This is a genomic window from Actibacterium sp. MT2.3-13A, assembly GCF_018139985.1.
In the GTDB taxonomy this organism is placed as follows: Bacteria; Pseudomonadota; Alphaproteobacteria; order Rhodobacterales; family Rhodobacteraceae; genus JAGSOU01.
Map to the genome: position 1 here is coordinate 26,202 of NZ_JAGSOU010000011.1, position 14,042 is coordinate 40,243.

Consider the following 14,042-nt stretch of genomic DNA (forward strand, 5'->3'; position numbering starts at 1 on the left):
ATCGAGGTGCGCGGGCGTATATCTGGGAGGGACCCGCGCCCCGAGGAGGACCCCGCCCATGCGCCGCCTGATCCTGCTTCTTGTGCTGCCGCTGGCCGCCTGCGCCACGCCGCGCCAGCAATGCGAAAGCGCGGCGACGCAGGATCTTCGGATCATCGACGCGCTGATCGTGGAGACCGAACAGAACATCGCCCGCGGCTACCGGCTGGAGCGCGAGACCACGACCCGGCCGCGGCTGACCTTCTGCTACGCCGGCCACCCCTACCGGCGCGAACGCTTCGGCATGGTTTTCTGCAACACCACCGAAACCGTCGTCACCGAGCGCCCCGTCGCCATCGACCTGAAGGCCGAGCGCGCCAAGCTGGCCTCGCTGAAGGCAAAGCGCCCCGAGGCCGCGCAGCGCGCGGCGCGCGCGCTGGCCGCCTGCCGGGACCAGTTTCCCGAAGGCTAGAAGGCTAATGCGCGGGCGCCGTCACCGGGTCGAGCAGCGTGCGCCCGCCATCGACGGTCATGATCTGTCCGGTCATGAAGGAGGACCCCTCGGAGGCCAGGAACTGCACCGCCTCGGCCACCTCTTCGGGGCGTGCGATGCGCGCCAGAGGGGTGTGATCCCTGATGTCGGCGCGGAACTCGGAATGTTCCTTGAGCGTGCTTTTCAGGCTCGCGCTCATCACCGAGCCGAAGGCCACCGCGTTCACCCGAATGCGGTGCGGCGCAAGCGCCACCGCCAGCGAGCGGGTCATCTGGTCCAGCGCCGCGGTGCTGACCGAATATCCCAGAAGCTCGGGATGGGTGCGCCGCGCCGCGATCGAGGACAGGTTGACGATGGCGCCGAGGCTGCCCTCCTCCTGGCCTTCCTCCTCGCCCTGCTTGATGAAGCGCTTGGCGACGAGCTGGCTCAGCCGCAGGCCGGTCATCAGGTTCTGCTGCAACAGCTGCTCCACCGCGTCGTCGTCCGGGTTCAGCGGATCGGAGGGGATCATCTGCCGGCTGGCATTGACCAGGATGTCCACCCGCTCGAACGCGTCGATGGTGGCCGACAGCAGGTTGGCCTGGGTCAGCCGCTCGCGCAGGTCGCCGGCGTAGTAGCGGATATTGCCTTCCCGCTCGGAATCCTTGCCGAGTTGATCCTTCAGGCCCTCTTCGTCCATGTCGGCAAACATGACATTGGCGTCCTGCTCGGCGAAGTGGCGGGCGATGGCCAGCCCCACGCCGTTGGCCGCCCCGGTGACGATGGCGGTCTTGCCCGCGATCGAGAAACTCATGGATCCCTCTCCCTGATTCTTGTCCCGCACTCTAGGCGGTTTCAGCCCCGCCCGCGAGGCAGCGCCTTGGGCTTGGCCGCGCGGATCACCTTGAAGCCACTGTCGCCGCCGATTTCCACGACCTCGTGGAACAGCTCTCCGAGGATGCGCTCATAGGGCAGGTGGCGGTTGGCCACGGCATAGAGGATGCCCGACCGGCCGAGAATGCGTGCCGCATTCACCAGAAAGGCCCGCCCCAGCCCCGGATCGGCGGCGCGGCCGGTGTGGAACGGCGGGTTGGTGATCACGACATCGAAAGGCGCGCCCTGAGCGAAAGCCGTTGCATCGGCCCAGTGGAAGCGCGCGCGCGGGTCGGCGACATTCTCGCGGGCGCAGGCCAACGCGTCGAAATCCGCCTCGACCAGATGCAGCTCGGAGATGCCTGGGTGATCGGCCAGCGCGCGCACGGCTAGATAGCCCCAGCCCGCGCCGAGATCCGCCACCCGGCCCTTCAGCTTGGCCGGCAGGGCGTCGGCCAGCAGGGCCGAGCCGCGATCGACCGCGTCGGCCGAGAACACGCCGGGGCGGGTGCGGAAACCCTCGGGCAGGGTCTTCGGCGCGCCGGCCCAATCGGCGAAGGCGGCGGGCGCTGCGGTCAGCGCGAAGATCTTGCCATGCGCCTTGGACAGCGGCGCGCCGACCTCGGCGCGTTTGCGGCAATCCTTCAGCAGGCTGTCGATGCCGTCGGTCCTGGCGCCGTCGACGATCACCGGCCCACCCTGCACCAGGGCCACCGCCTCGGTCAGCAAGGCGCGGGCCTTGTCCTTGGCGCGCGGCACGAAGACCACGGCCGCCGCGAAATCGCCCTCGGGGGCGACCCGAACGTCATAGCCGCGCGCGGCCCAGGCGTCGTGATCGGGCTTGAAGCCCTGGACGATCTGCACCCGCTCGGCGGGCAGCGCCGAAAGGTCGGCCTCCGCGGTAGGGGCGAACACGACGATGCGGCCCGTCTCGGGCAGCGCGATGGCGCCGGCATCCAGCGCAAGGGTCAAGCGGGCGTGGCGCATGGGCGGGCGGCGGGCCCTACTCCTTTTCCATGGTGCATTGCAGCGGGTGCTGGTGGCGGCGCGAGAAATCCATCACCTGCGCGACCTTGGTCTCGGCCACCTCGAAGGAGAAGACGCCGACAACGGCCACCCCCTTCTTGTGCACGGTCAGCATGATCTCGAAGGCCTGCGCGTGGCTCATGCCGAAAAACCGCTCCAGCACATGCACGACGAACTCCATCGGCGTGTAGTCATCGTTCAGCAGCAGCACCTTGTAAAGCGGCGGTCGCGCCGTCTTCGGCCGCGCCTTGGTGATGACGCCGGTCTCCTCATCGCCCTTGTCCTTCTTGTCGGACATCATGACATGGGTGTGGGTCAGCACGCGCGCGCTCCAAGAATTCCTGATGGTATCGGCCTGGACCCGTTTATATAAGCGGCGGGCCGTCCGTGAAAAGGGGGCGGCGACCAGCGGCCGGGAATGCGGGAAAAATGGCGCAGGCACCAACGACAATCGGGTTCGATGCCGACGACACGCTCTGGCAGAATGAGCAGTTCTTTCGCATGACGCAGGAGCGATTCGCCGAGCTGCTGTCCGATTTCGCCCCGCCCGATCACCTGATGGAGCGCCTGCTGGCTGCCGAGAAACGCAATCTCGGGCATTACGGCTTCGGCGTGAAGGGCTTCGTTCTGTCGATGATCGAGACCGCGATCGAAGTCACCGACGAACGCGTGCCCGCCAGCGTGATCCAGGGGCTGCTGCACGCCGGCCAGGATATGCTGCGCCACCCGATCCACCTGCTGCCCCACGCCCGCGAGACGGTCGAGGAACTGGCCGCCGATTACCGCATTTTGCTGATCACAAAGGGTGACCTGCTGGACCAGGAGCGCAAGCTGGCGCAATCGGGGCTGGGCGATCTGTTCGACGGGGTCGAGATCGTCTCGAACAAGACGCCCGCCGTCTACCAAGAGGTCTTCACCCGCCACGGCGACGGCCCGGGCCGGGCGCTGATGGTGGGCAACTCGCTGCGCTCGGACGTGATTCCGGCGATCGAGGCGGGCGCCTGGGGGGTCTATGTGCCGCACGGGCTGACATGGGAACTGGAACGGGCCGAGCCGCCCCAGGACCACGAACGTTATCACGAGTTGAGTGATCTGGGCACGTTGCCCGCCCTGGTGGCCAGCCTGGACTGACATCCGGTAGCACGCCCGCCAATCGCCCCAAGATGTGGGTTAGCCACTTCAACTGGGACCAAAAACACTTTGAAACAAAGGTATTTTCTCAGCGCATATGCTGTGTTAGGCTGATATAAACCATAATAAGCTGATCGGAAAATCCGGCGGCACGAGGCAGAAAAAGGCAAGTGACGTGCACAACTTGGGGCAGTACGTCCGAAACGGGCTATTTATCGTGGTCACCGCTCTGGCGGTCGCGCTTTCCCTGACCGGGGCGCAGGCTGCCCCTTACGCGGCGATGGTGATCGACGCGCGCACCGGCGAGGTGCTGCATTCGCGCAATGCCGACACCCGGCTGCACCCGGCCTCTCTGACCAAGATGATGACGCTCTACATCGCTTTCGAGGCGGTCGAGAATGGCGAGATCTCGCTCGACACGATGGTGCGGATTTCCAAGAACGCGGCCTCCGAGCCGCCCTCGAAACTGGGGCTGAAACCGGGTCAGCGCATCGCCCTGCGCTACCTGATCCGGGCCGCGGCGGTGAAATCGGCCAATGACGCGGCCACCGCCATCGGCGAGGCGATCGAGGGCAGCGAGGCGGCCTTCGCGCGGCGCATGAACCGCACCGCCCAGGCCCTCGGCATGAGCCGGACCACCTTCAGGAACGCCAACGGCCTGACCGAGGACGGCCATCTGTCGACCGCGCGCGACATGACCACGCTGGGCCGGCACCTGTTCTACGACTATCCCGACTACTACAATCTGTTCTCGCGGCTCTCGACCGATGCCGGGGGACGCGAGGTGGCCAACACCAACCGCCGCCTGCTCAGCGCCTATCGCGGGGCCGACGGGATCAAGACCGGCTACACCCGCGCCGCCGGCTTCAACCTCGTCGCCTCGGCCGAGCGCGGCGGAGAGCGCATCATCGCAACCGTCTTCGGCGGCCGCTCCTCGGCCACCCGCAACGCCAAGGTGGCCGAGCTGCTGGACCTCGGCTTCCAGCGCGCGCCCAGCCGCGTGGCGCTGCGCAAGCCCGAGCGCCCGGTCTATGTCGGCGGCGGCGGCGGCACGGTGGAGGAGGAAAAGACCATCCGGCTGGTGCGCGCGGTCGAAACCTCACCCCGCCCCCTTATGCGGCCGGTCGCGCAGCCCCCGCAGGAACTGCTGGTGGCCATGCAGGACGACATCCGGCAGGCCGTCACCGAGGCCAACACCGCGCCGGCCGTGACCGAAGCCGACACCGGCCCCGCCGTGACCGCCAGCGTCACCCCGCCGCCGCGCCCCGAGTTGCCCGAAGCCGAAGTCGCGAAAGCCGAGATCGCCGAGGCCGGGATCGCCCCGCCGCCCGCCCGCCCGGCCGAACTGCAACTCGCCTCTCTCTCCGATGCGGACACGGCCACGCCGCAGCCGCCCGAGCTTGAGGTGGTCACGCGCATGTCCTCGTCCGGCGGCCGTCACTGGGGGATCAACGTCGGTCGGTTCACCACCCGCCACCAGGCCGAGCGCGTGCTGCTCTCCACCGCCCTGCAGGAGCTTGGCGCGCTGGACAGCGCCTTGCGCAAGGTCGTCCAGAACAGCCGCGGCTTCGAGGCAAATTTCGTCGGCATGACCGAGGACCAAGCCGCGCTGGCCTGCCGCAGGCTGGAGGCGCGCGGCGCCACCTGCTCCACCTTCGGTCCGAAATCCTGACCCCCGAGGCCTGACCATGTATGTGATCCCCGCCCCCGCACAGCCTGCCCTGCCCGTCGCGGGCGAGACCGCGCAATTCCCGGTCCGGCGCATCTTCTGCGTCGGGCGCAACTACGCCGAGCACATCCGCGAGATGGGCAACGACACGCGCGAGCCGCCGTTCTTCTTCACCAAGCCCGCCGATGCGCTGGTCGCCGGCGACGCGCGCATCCCCTTTCCGCCGGCCACCTCGGACCTGCACCACGAGGCCGAGTTGGTCGTCGCCATCGGCCGCGGCGGTCAGGACATCGCGCCGGGCGACGCACTCGACCATGTCTGGGGCTATGCCGCCGGCAACGACCTGACGCGGCGCGACCTGCAGGCGCAGGCGAAATCCATGCGCCGGCCCTGGGACATGGCCAAGGCCTTCGACAACTCGGCCATCTGCGGCCCGCTCCACCCGGTGTCCCGCGTCGGTCACCCGGCGACGGGCAGGATCACCGCCCGCGTCAACGGAGAGCTGCGCCAGGACGGCGACCTCTCCGAGATGATCTGGCCGGTGGCCGACGTGATCGCCCATCTCTCCGGGCTCGTGGCGCTGGCGCCGGGCGACCTGATCTATACCGGCACGCCGGCCGGCGTCGGCGCGCTGTCGCGCGGCGACCGCTGCACGGTGGAGATCGAGGGCCTCGGCGCCGTCACCACCGAGTTCGCCTGAGCCTCACGGTTTCGGGTGATCGTCCCAGTCGCCGCTGAGAATGCGGTGCTTGTCGCCCTCGGGGTCGTCGAACTGGCGCGTCCTCAGCGCCCAGAAGAACGCCGCCAGCCCCAGCCCGCCCAGAAACAGCGAGATCGGGATCAGGTAGACCAGCGTTTCCATGTGTTCACCTCAGGCGCAGCGCGTTCAGCGACACCGTAATGGATGAGGCCGACATGGCCAAGGCCGCGGCCAGCGGCGTCGCCAGGCCGACCAGCGCAATCGGCACCGCGATCAGGTTGTAGAGCGCGGCAATGGCGAAGTTTTCCTTGATCCGCCGCGTGGCCTTGCGCGCGGTGATCACCGCCTCGCCCAGCGACGCGAGGTCCTTGCCCAGAAGAACGATGTCCGAGGCCACCCGCGCCGCGTCCAGCGCCGTCGCCGGCGAGATCGACACATGCGCGGCGGCCAGCGCCGCGGTATCGTTCAGCCCGTCGCCCACCATCAGCACCCGCGCGCCGGCGTCGCTCAGCGCCTGAACGCGGGCGGCCTTGTCCTGGGGCAGCGCGCCGGCCGCCCAGTCGTCGATGCCCAGCCGCGCGGCCAGCTCGGCCACCGGCCCCTCGGCATCGCCCGAGATCAGGTGCACGGCCTTGCCCTGCGCCTTCAACGCAGCCACGGCCTCTTCGGCGCCGGGGCGCAGGCTGTCGGCGAAGGTGAATTCGATGGGATCGGCGTCGCCGATGCGCAGCCAGGCGGCGGTCACCCTGCCCGGGGTCGCGCGCAGCCAGGCGGCCCGGCCAAGGCGCACCCACGCGCCGCCCCACTGCGCCTCGACGCCATAGCCCGGCACCTCGGTCACGTCGCTCAGCTGCGCGGGCTGGATGCCTGCGGCGCGGGCCGCCCGGGCCAGCGATTGCGCCAGCGGGTGCGAGGACTGCTCGGCCAGCGCCAGCGCCACCTCGATCTCGCGGCGGGGGTGATCGCCCAGGTTGGTGGCCTCGGGCGCGCCCAGGGTCAGGGTGCCGGTCTTGTCGAAGACCACGGTGTCGATCTCGGCCAGCCGCTCCAGCGCGGTGCCGTCCTTGATCAGCATGCCGCGCTTGAACAGCCGCCCCGAGGCGGCGGTGGTCACCGCCGGCACCGCCAGGCCCAGCGCGCAGGGGCAGGTGATGATCAGCACCGCCACCGCGATGTTCAGCGCCAGCCGCACATCGCCGCCCGAGATCGCCAGCCACGCGGCGAAGGCCAGCAGCGCCAGCAGATGCACGCCGGGCGCATAGATCCGCGCCGCGCGGTCGGCAAGCGAGGTGTAGCGGTTCTTCGAGCTTTCGGCGATGGCGACCAGATCGGCCATGCGGTGCAGCGAGCTGTCCTCGCCCGCCGCCGTGACGCGGACCAGAAGGGGACCGGTCAGGTTGACCTCGCCGGCGCTGAGCTGCGCGTCCGGCCCGGCATAGACCGGCAGGCTTTCGCCGGTCAGCAGCGAGCGGTCGATCTCGCTCTGCCCCTCCACGATCACGCCATCCACGGGCACGCGCGCGCCGGGCTTGACCCGCACGATATCGCCGACCGCCAACTCCGAGATCGCCACTGTCTCCTCGCCGCCTGCCGCGACGCGCAACGCGCGCGGCACCTCCAGCGCGGCCAGTTCCTCGGCCGCCGAACGGGCCACGGCCCGGGTGCGGTGATCGAGGTAGCGCCCCGCCAGCAGGAAGAAGGTCAGCGACAACGCCGCATCGAAATAGGCGTGCCGCCCCGATTGCATCGTCTCGTAAAGCGACATGCCCGCGGCCAGCAGGATCGCCAGCGAGATCGGCACATCCATGTTCAGGCGGCGCACCGACAGCGCCGACCAGGCGTTGCGAAAGAACGGCTGCGCAGAAAAGGCGATGGTGGGCAGCGCGATCGCGGCCGAGATCCAGTGGAACAGGTCGCGCGTGGCATCCGCCGCGCCCGACCAGACCGCGACCGACAGAAGCATGACATTCATCATGGCGAAACCGGCCACGGCCAGCCGCATCAGGATGTCGCGTCCGGCGCGGTCGGTGGCGGTGGCCGACAGCACGCCGGGGTCGAGCTCATGCGCCTCGTAGCCGAGGCGGTCGAGCAGCCCGATCAGCCGGTCGGCGGTGACGTCTGGTTCGGCCTCGACGCTGACGCGCTTGAGCGTCAGGTTCACCCGGGCCGAGCGCACGCCCGGCTCGGCGTTCAGGCCGCGCTCGACCGCCGAGATGCAGCCCGCGCAGTGGATGGTGGGCAGCGACAGCAGAAGCCGGGCCTCGGCCGGCGCCTCTCCCTGCCCCAGCGCCTCGGCGGCGGGGGCGACCGCGCAGGCCGGGCAGGCGGAGGCGCGGCTGCCGATCGCGGTGCTCATCGCTCAGCCCCTCACGAACAGTTCGAGCCGCTGGCGGAACTCGGTGCCGTCCTCGGCCCGGGCCTCGACCAGCATCATCCACTTGCCGTGCCCCAGATCGAGCGGCGTGCTGTATTGCCCGTTATACCCGGAGAAGCTGGGCCGAATGTCATCCGCAGCCTCGGTGGTGCGGCCGATCAGGATGGAGAAATCCGAGGGATCGACCGGCAGGCCCTGGGCATCGGTGAAGCTGACGGTCAGCCGGCCCAGAGCATAGTCGGTGCTGACCTGCCAGCCCAGCCGCTCCTGCGCCTGGCGCCGGGCGTCAAACTCCTGACTGGCGACATAGGAGTTCTTGACCTCCAGCCCGGGAAAGGTGCCCACCGCCAGGACCGCCATGGTGACGTTCACCCCGATGATGACGGCGAAGGCGGCGACCGTGATGACCAGGACGGTGCGCCCCGTCAGCGGCTTCTCTCCCATCAGTTCGCTCTCCCGTTGAACACGCTGTCGTTGGAGGCGCGCTCGCCGTTGCTCAGGTCCTCGACCCAGAAGCGGAACTCGGTCCGTTCGGCTTCCGCCGGGTCCGAGCCGCGCGGCGCGACCACATAGACCCTCTGCAGCTTGGTGGTATCGGCCGGCACGGTCACCGTCTCGTAGGCCGAACCCTCAAGCTGCACCCGCAGCGACGGGTCGCCCTTCACCGAGATGCGGAAGGGGCGGTCCTCGCCGTGCTTGTTGCGCAGCCGGACGTCGTAGGTGTTTCGGATCGACCCGTCGGAGAGGGTCACGAACGTCGGGTTGCGCACCGGGGCCACCGTCAGGCTGATTTCCGAGCGCATGAACAGCGCCACGACCAACCCGACGCCCACCGCTGACCACAGCGCCGTGTAGAGGATGGTGCGAAGGCGGAAGACATGCTTCCAGATCGGTTTCGGCGCGCGGCCGGCGCGCTCCAGCGGCTCGTCGGTCAGCGCCATGTAGTCGATCAGCCCGCGCGGCTTGCCGATCTTGGCCATCACGTCGTCGCAGGCGTCGATGCACAGCCCGCAGGTGATGCAGGCCAGCTGCTGGCCGTCGCGGATGTCGATGCCCATCGGGCAGACATTGACGCAGGCCATGCAGTCGATGCAATCGCCCAGCTTGTCGGCATCGGGTCCCTTGCGGTGCTTGCCGCGCGGCTCGCCCCGCCATTCGCGGTAGCCGATGGTGATGGTGTCCTCGTCCATCATCGCGGCCTGGATCCGCGGCCAGGGGCACATGTAGATGCAGACCTGCTCGCGCATGAAACCGCCGAAGACCAGCGTCGTCGCGGTCAGCACGCCGATTGTGGTGTAGGCGACGGGATGCGCCTTGAAGGTCAGCAGATTGCCCAGCAGCGTCGGCGCGTCGGTGAAATAGAACACCCAGGCCCCGCCTGTGGCCATCGCGATCAGCAGCCACAGCGTCCATTTCGTCATCCGCAGCCGCAACTTGCGGGCGTCCCATTTGGCGTTCCACAGCTTCACGCGCTTGTTGCGGTCGCCCTCGACCCAGCGCTCGACCAGGATGAAGAGGTCGGTCCAGACCGTCTGCGGACAGGTGTAGCCGCACCACACCCGCCCCAGCGCCGAGGTGAACAGGAACAGCCCGAGCCCCGCCATGATCAACAGGCCCGCCACGAAATAGAACTCATGCGGCCAGATCTCGATCATGAAGAAGAAGAAGCGGCGGTTGGCAAGGTCGACCAGCACCGCCTGATCCGGCAGGTTCGGCCCCCGGTCCCAGCGCAGCCACGGCGTGATGTAGTAGATGCCCAGCGTGATCGCCATGATCCACCACTTCAGGGTGCGGAACCGGCCGCTGACGCGGCGGGGGAAGATCGGCTCGCGGGCCGAATAGAGTTCTTGGGGCTGTTGGTCGGTTGAGCTCACGGAATCACTCCGGCTGGCTTTTCGGAATTCCCGGCTGTTGTGACAGCGGGGTCTCGTCTGGGCATTGACCTAGGTCAAAAGATGAATCTGAAATTCAGCACTGGAATTCAAGGCGTCCCCCCTGCGGCATATCGTTTGGCGGGGCGCGAGGGCCCGCAAATCCCGGGGCTGCGGGCGCGCATGGACCGTGCGTTGCGGCGCCGCGGGATCGGGCGAACCGGCCGGGCCGGGCGCGCGCCACCCGCCTGGTGGACAGAATGTCGCGGATCCCATAAAAAATTGGCACCGGCCCCCAGGAAACGCGCGAACAGGATGGGAGCCGGTGCTGTAACCGGGGGCCTTGCGGCCCCCGGTAGCCGTTTGGGGGGCGGGTTACTCGCCGCCGCCCAACTGATGGACATAGGTCGCGACCGCGCGCACTTCCGCCTCGGTCAGCGGCGCGCCGCCCTTGGCCGGCATGATGCCGAAACGGGCGTTTTCCACCGTGTACTGGATCGCTTCCTCGCTGCCGCCATAGAGCCAGATCGCGTCGGTCAGGTTCGGCGCGCCCTGCATGCGGTCGCCGGTGCCGTCTTCCGCGTGGCAGGCAGAGCAGTTGTCGAGGAACACGGTCTCGCCGGGGCCCGCGAGGGCCGCGTCATGCTCCTGGCCCGACAGCTTGCGGACATATTGCACCACTTGCGCGATTTCCTCGGGCTGGAGGATCTCGTTGAAGGCCGGCATCTGCGAGAAGCGCGCGTCGGCGTCGATCTCGTTCCGGATGCCGTGGCTGACGGTGTAGTGGATCTCCTCCAGGCTGCCGCCCCAGAGCCAGTCGTCGTCCAGCAGGTTCGGATAGCCCTTGCCCTGAACACCCGACGCGCCCGAGCCGTGGCACTGCGAACAGTAGGTGCGGAACACCGCCGCCCCGCCCTGCACGGCGTAGTTGTAGAGATCCGGATCCTCATTGATGGCGGCCAGTTCGACGCTTTCCAGCTTGCTCACCAGCGGGGCGTTCATCTCTTCGAAGCGGCTGATCTCCTCGGCCACCTCGCCACGGGTCGAGTAGCCCAGGATGCCGGGCGTGGCGCCCTTGATCAGCGGCCAGGCCGGGAACAGGATCATGTAGACCAGCGCGAAGACGATGGTCGCGTAAAAGGTCCACAGCCACCAGCGCGGCATCGGGTTGTCGTATTCCTCGATCCCGTCCCAGGAATGGCCGGTGGTTCCGACCTCGGAGTTCTGGTTCTTTTTGTCAGTGCTCATGTCCGCGCCTCCTTGCAATGCGCGCCGTCGGTCTCAGCGTCGTCGCTGGCGGGTTTCTTGTCATGCCGAAAGGGGATGTTCGCGCTGTCGCGGTGTTCGGACGTGCTGCCCGGGCGAAACACCCAGACAACCACGCCGACGAAGAACGCCGTCAGGAACAGCAACACCCAGCTGTCGGCAATTTCACGAAGCAGGGAATAGGTATCCACGCCCCCACTCCTTACCGGCTTGCATCGGGTTCGAAGGTCGAGAAATCGACCATCGTGCCCAACACCTGCAGATAGGCGATCAGCGCATCCGCCTCGGAGATCCCCGGCTGGCCATCGAAGTTGCGCACCTGCGCGCCGGGATAGCGCTCAAGCAGCCCCTCGGTGTCGCCCCAGGGGTCGATCTGCGCCTGGAAATCGGCTTGCGCGTTTTCCAGCATCTCGTCCGTGTAGGGCACGCCGACCATGCGGTGGGTCCGCATCACGTCTTCGATGTATTTACCGTCGATCATCGTGCGCTCGAGGAAACCGTATTTCGGCATCACCGATTCCGGCACCACCGACTGCGGGTTGCGCAGGTGATCAACGTGCCACTCGTCCGAGTAGCGGCCGCCGAGGCGGGCGAGGTCGGGCCCCGTCCGCTTCGAGCCCCACTGGAACGGGTGGTCATACATCGATTCCGCCGCCAGGCTGTAATGGCCGTAACGCTCCACCTCGTCGCGCATCGGGCGGATCATCTGCGAGTGGCAGACATAGCAGCCCTCGCGGATGTAGACATCGCGGCCCGTCAACTCCATCGGCGAGTAGGGACGCACGCCATCCACCTCCTCGATGGTGTTCTCCAGGTAGAAGAGCGGTGCGATCTCGACGATCCCGCCGATGGTCACGACAAGAAAGCTGAAGACCAGAAGCAGCGTGGCGTTCTTCTCGATGATCTTGTGTTTGTCGAGGATAGACATTGATGCTGCCTCCCTTATTCAGCCGGAGCCGCAACCGGGGCAGCGGCCTTGGCCGGTGCCGAGGTGGCGGTCTTCCACAGGTTGACGCACATGATGATGCCGCCGGTGACGTAGAGCACGCCGCCCAGAGCACGAACCACATACATCGGGAATTTCGCGGACACGGTGTCGGCGAAGGAGTTCACCAGGAAGCCCTGCGCGTCGACTTCGCGCCACATCAGGCCCTCCATGATGCCGGTCACCCACATCGACGAGGCGTAGAGCACGATGCCGATGGTGGCGAGCCAGAAATGCCAGGACACCATGGACAGCGAATACAGACGCTCGCGGTTCCACAGGCGCGGCACCAGGAAGTAGAGCGCGCCGAAGGTGATCATGCCGTTCCAGCCCAGCGCGCCCGAGTGCACATGGCCGATCGTCCAGTCGGTGTAGTGCGACAGCGAGTTCACCGCCTTGATCGACATCATCGGGCCTTCGAAGGTGGACATGCCGTAGAAGCCCACCGAGACCACCATCATGCGGATGATCGGGTCGGTGCGCAGCTTGTCCCAGGCGCCCGAAAGCGTCATCAGGCCGTTGATCATGCCGCCCCAGGAGGGCATCCACAGCATGATCGAGAACACCATGCCCAGCGTCGACGCCCAGTCAGGCAGCGCGGTGTAGTGCAGGTGGTGGGGACCCGCCCAGATGTACAGGAAGATCAGCGCCCAGAAGTGGATGATCGACAGCTTGTAGCTGAACACCGGGCGTTCGGCCTGCTTGGGCACGAAGTAGTACATCATGCCCAGGAAGCCCGCGGTCAGGAAGAAGCCCACGGCGTTGTGGCCATACCACCACTGGGTCATGGCGTCCTGCACGCCGGCGAAGACCTGCACCGACTTGGCGCCGAAGATCGACACCGGCAGCGACAGGTTGTTGACGATGTGCAGCATCGCGATGGTGACGATAAAGCTCAGGTAGAACCAGTTCGCCACATAGATGTGCTTTTCCTTGCGCTTGAAGATCGTGCCGAGGAACACCAGCAGATAGACGACCCAGACCAGCGTCAGCCACCAGTCGACATACCATTCCGGCTCGGCGTATTCCTTGGACTGGGTGGCGCCCAGCAGGTAGCCGGTCGCGGCGAGCACGATGAAGAGATTGTAGCCCCAGAACACGAACCAGCCGGCATTTCCGCCCCACAGCCGCGCTGCCGAGGTGCGTTGCACGACGTAGAACGAGGTCGCGATCAGCGCGTTGCCCCCGAAGGCGAAAATCACCGCCGAGGTGTGCAGCGGCCGCAGCCGGCCGAAATTGGCATAGCCCTGCGCCCATTCGAAGTTGAGCTGCGGGAATGCCAGCTGGAACGCGATGAACGTCCCCACCGCAAAGCCGACAACACCCCAGAAAGCCGTCGCAATCACGCCGTAACGGACGACACCGTCCATGTACGCCGCGCCATCGACGGCCGGTTTCGCCTCACCGGTGCGGCGGACAGTCCAGACGAACATGCCAGCCGCGATGAGCATCACGAGAATCGCGTGCACCTGGTAAGCTATGTCACGGGCGTAGTTGGCGGCAATCGCGGCAAGCACCGCGATGACGCCAAATACGGCCATCTTAACGTAATCCCACATCGTGCGTCCCTTCTTTATTCCGCACCGATTCGTGACCGGGCGGGTCCTTTTTTGACGTTCGCGGTATGGCGGGCGGCTCTTCAAGACGCCTTGATCCAAATCAAAGCCGCCCGAGCCGCCAGTTGATCTTGGTCAAG

The 14,042-nt window shown here is 67.2% G+C and carries 15 protein-coding genes; 4 read left to right on the forward strand and 11 right to left on the reverse strand.

Annotated features, from left to right (window positions below; genetic code table 11):
* The first annotated feature begins 58 nt into the window (after positions 1–58).
* On the forward strand, positions 59–451 hold the full coding sequence (locus KCI33_RS11145) for a hypothetical protein (RefSeq protein WP_212524869.1): 393 nt from the start codon (positions 59–61) through the stop codon (positions 449–451).
* 4 nt (positions 452–455) lie between these two features.
* Here the strand turns inward: KCI33_RS11145 and KCI33_RS11150 are convergent, their stop codons facing one another.
* Genes KCI33_RS11150 through clpS form a run of 3 tightly spaced genes read right to left on the reverse strand, consistent with a single transcriptional unit; the run spans position 456 to position 2,651 of the window.
* Positions 456–1,265 carry an SDR family oxidoreductase gene (locus KCI33_RS11150; RefSeq protein ID WP_212524870.1) on the reverse strand — a complete coding sequence of 270 codons (810 nt, stop codon included), beginning with the start codon at positions 1,263–1,265 and terminating at the stop codon, positions 456–458.
* Between the two features lie 41 nt (positions 1,266–1,306).
* Positions 1,307–2,311, reverse strand: coding sequence for a methyltransferase (locus KCI33_RS11155; protein WP_212524871.1), 1,005 nt, complete (start codon positions 2,309–2,311; stop codon positions 1,307–1,309).
* A gap of 16 nt (positions 2,312–2,327) precedes the next feature.
* A complete protein-coding gene (clpS, locus tag KCI33_RS11160) occupies positions 2,328–2,651 on the reverse strand; it encodes an ATP-dependent Clp protease adapter ClpS (RefSeq protein ID WP_212524992.1) in 324 nt (107 codons plus the stop codon).
* Between the two features lie 128 nt (positions 2,652–2,779).
* Here clpS and KCI33_RS11165 point away from each other — a divergent pair, with 128 nt between their 5' ends.
* The 3 genes from KCI33_RS11165 to KCI33_RS11175 all read left to right on the forward strand — a co-directional run bounded on the left by KCI33_RS11165 (position 2,780) and on the right by KCI33_RS11175 (position 5,850).
* The gene (locus KCI33_RS11165; RefSeq protein WP_212524872.1) at positions 2,780–3,481 is read left to right on the forward strand and encodes an HAD family hydrolase; all 702 of its coding nucleotides are present in this window, start codon (positions 2,780–2,782) and stop codon (positions 3,479–3,481) included.
* A gap of 217 nt (positions 3,482–3,698) precedes the next feature.
* Positions 3,699–5,153, forward strand: coding sequence for a serine hydrolase (locus KCI33_RS11170; protein ID WP_349252205.1), 1,455 nt, complete (start codon positions 3,699–3,701; stop codon positions 5,151–5,153).
* A gap of 16 nt (positions 5,154–5,169) precedes the next feature.
* The gene (locus KCI33_RS11175) at positions 5,170–5,850 is read left to right on the forward strand and encodes a fumarylacetoacetate hydrolase family protein (protein WP_212524873.1); all 681 of its coding nucleotides are present in this window, start codon (positions 5,170–5,172) and stop codon (positions 5,848–5,850) included.
* A 3-nt stretch (positions 5,851–5,853) separates the two neighbouring features.
* Here KCI33_RS11175 and ccoS read toward each other — a convergent pair whose 3' ends face one another.
* The 8 genes from ccoS to ccoN all read right to left on the reverse strand — a co-directional run bounded on the left by ccoS (position 5,854) and on the right by ccoN (position 13,905).
* Entirely contained in the window at positions 5,854–6,012 is a 159-nt protein-coding gene (gene ccoS, locus KCI33_RS11180) for a cbb3-type cytochrome oxidase assembly protein CcoS (protein WP_212524874.1), read from the reverse strand.
* A 4-nt stretch (positions 6,013–6,016) separates the two neighbouring features.
* Complete coding sequence (locus KCI33_RS11185) at positions 6,017–8,206, reverse strand: heavy metal translocating P-type ATPase (RefSeq protein ID WP_212524875.1); 2,190 nt, start codon at positions 8,204–8,206, stop codon at positions 6,017–6,019.
* A gap of 3 nt (positions 8,207–8,209) precedes the next feature.
* Positions 8,210–8,668 carry a FixH family protein gene (locus tag KCI33_RS11190; RefSeq protein WP_212524876.1) on the reverse strand — a complete coding sequence of 153 codons (459 nt, stop codon included), beginning with the start codon at positions 8,666–8,668 and terminating at the stop codon, positions 8,210–8,212.
* On the reverse strand, positions 8,668–10,098 hold the full coding sequence (ccoG, locus tag KCI33_RS11195) for a cytochrome c oxidase accessory protein CcoG (RefSeq protein ID WP_212524877.1): 1,431 nt from the start codon (positions 10,096–10,098) through the stop codon (positions 8,668–8,670). Before ccoG ends, KCI33_RS11190 begins: the two co-directional genes overlap by 1 nt.
* Positions 10,099–10,470: 372 nt before the next feature.
* Positions 10,471–11,343 (reverse strand): cytochrome-c oxidase, cbb3-type subunit III, encoded by an 873-nt coding sequence (gene ccoP / locus KCI33_RS11200; protein WP_212524878.1) that lies wholly within the window; start codon positions 11,341–11,343, stop codon positions 10,471–10,473.
* On the reverse strand, positions 11,340–11,552 hold the full coding sequence (locus KCI33_RS11205; protein ID WP_212524879.1) for a cbb3-type cytochrome c oxidase subunit 3: 213 nt from the start codon (positions 11,550–11,552) through the stop codon (positions 11,340–11,342). The genes ccoP and KCI33_RS11205 overlap by 4 nt, the downstream gene beginning before the upstream one ends.
* 11 nt (positions 11,553–11,563) lie before the next feature.
* Positions 11,564–12,289 (reverse strand): cytochrome-c oxidase, cbb3-type subunit II, encoded by a 726-nt coding sequence (gene ccoO / locus KCI33_RS11210; protein WP_212524880.1) that lies wholly within the window; start codon positions 12,287–12,289, stop codon positions 11,564–11,566.
* Between the two features lie 14 nt (positions 12,290–12,303).
* Positions 12,304–13,905 carry a cytochrome-c oxidase, cbb3-type subunit I gene (gene ccoN, locus KCI33_RS11215; RefSeq protein ID WP_212524881.1) on the reverse strand — a complete coding sequence of 534 codons (1,602 nt, stop codon included), beginning with the start codon at positions 13,903–13,905 and terminating at the stop codon, positions 12,304–12,306.
* Positions 13,906–14,042: the final 137 nt, after the last annotated feature.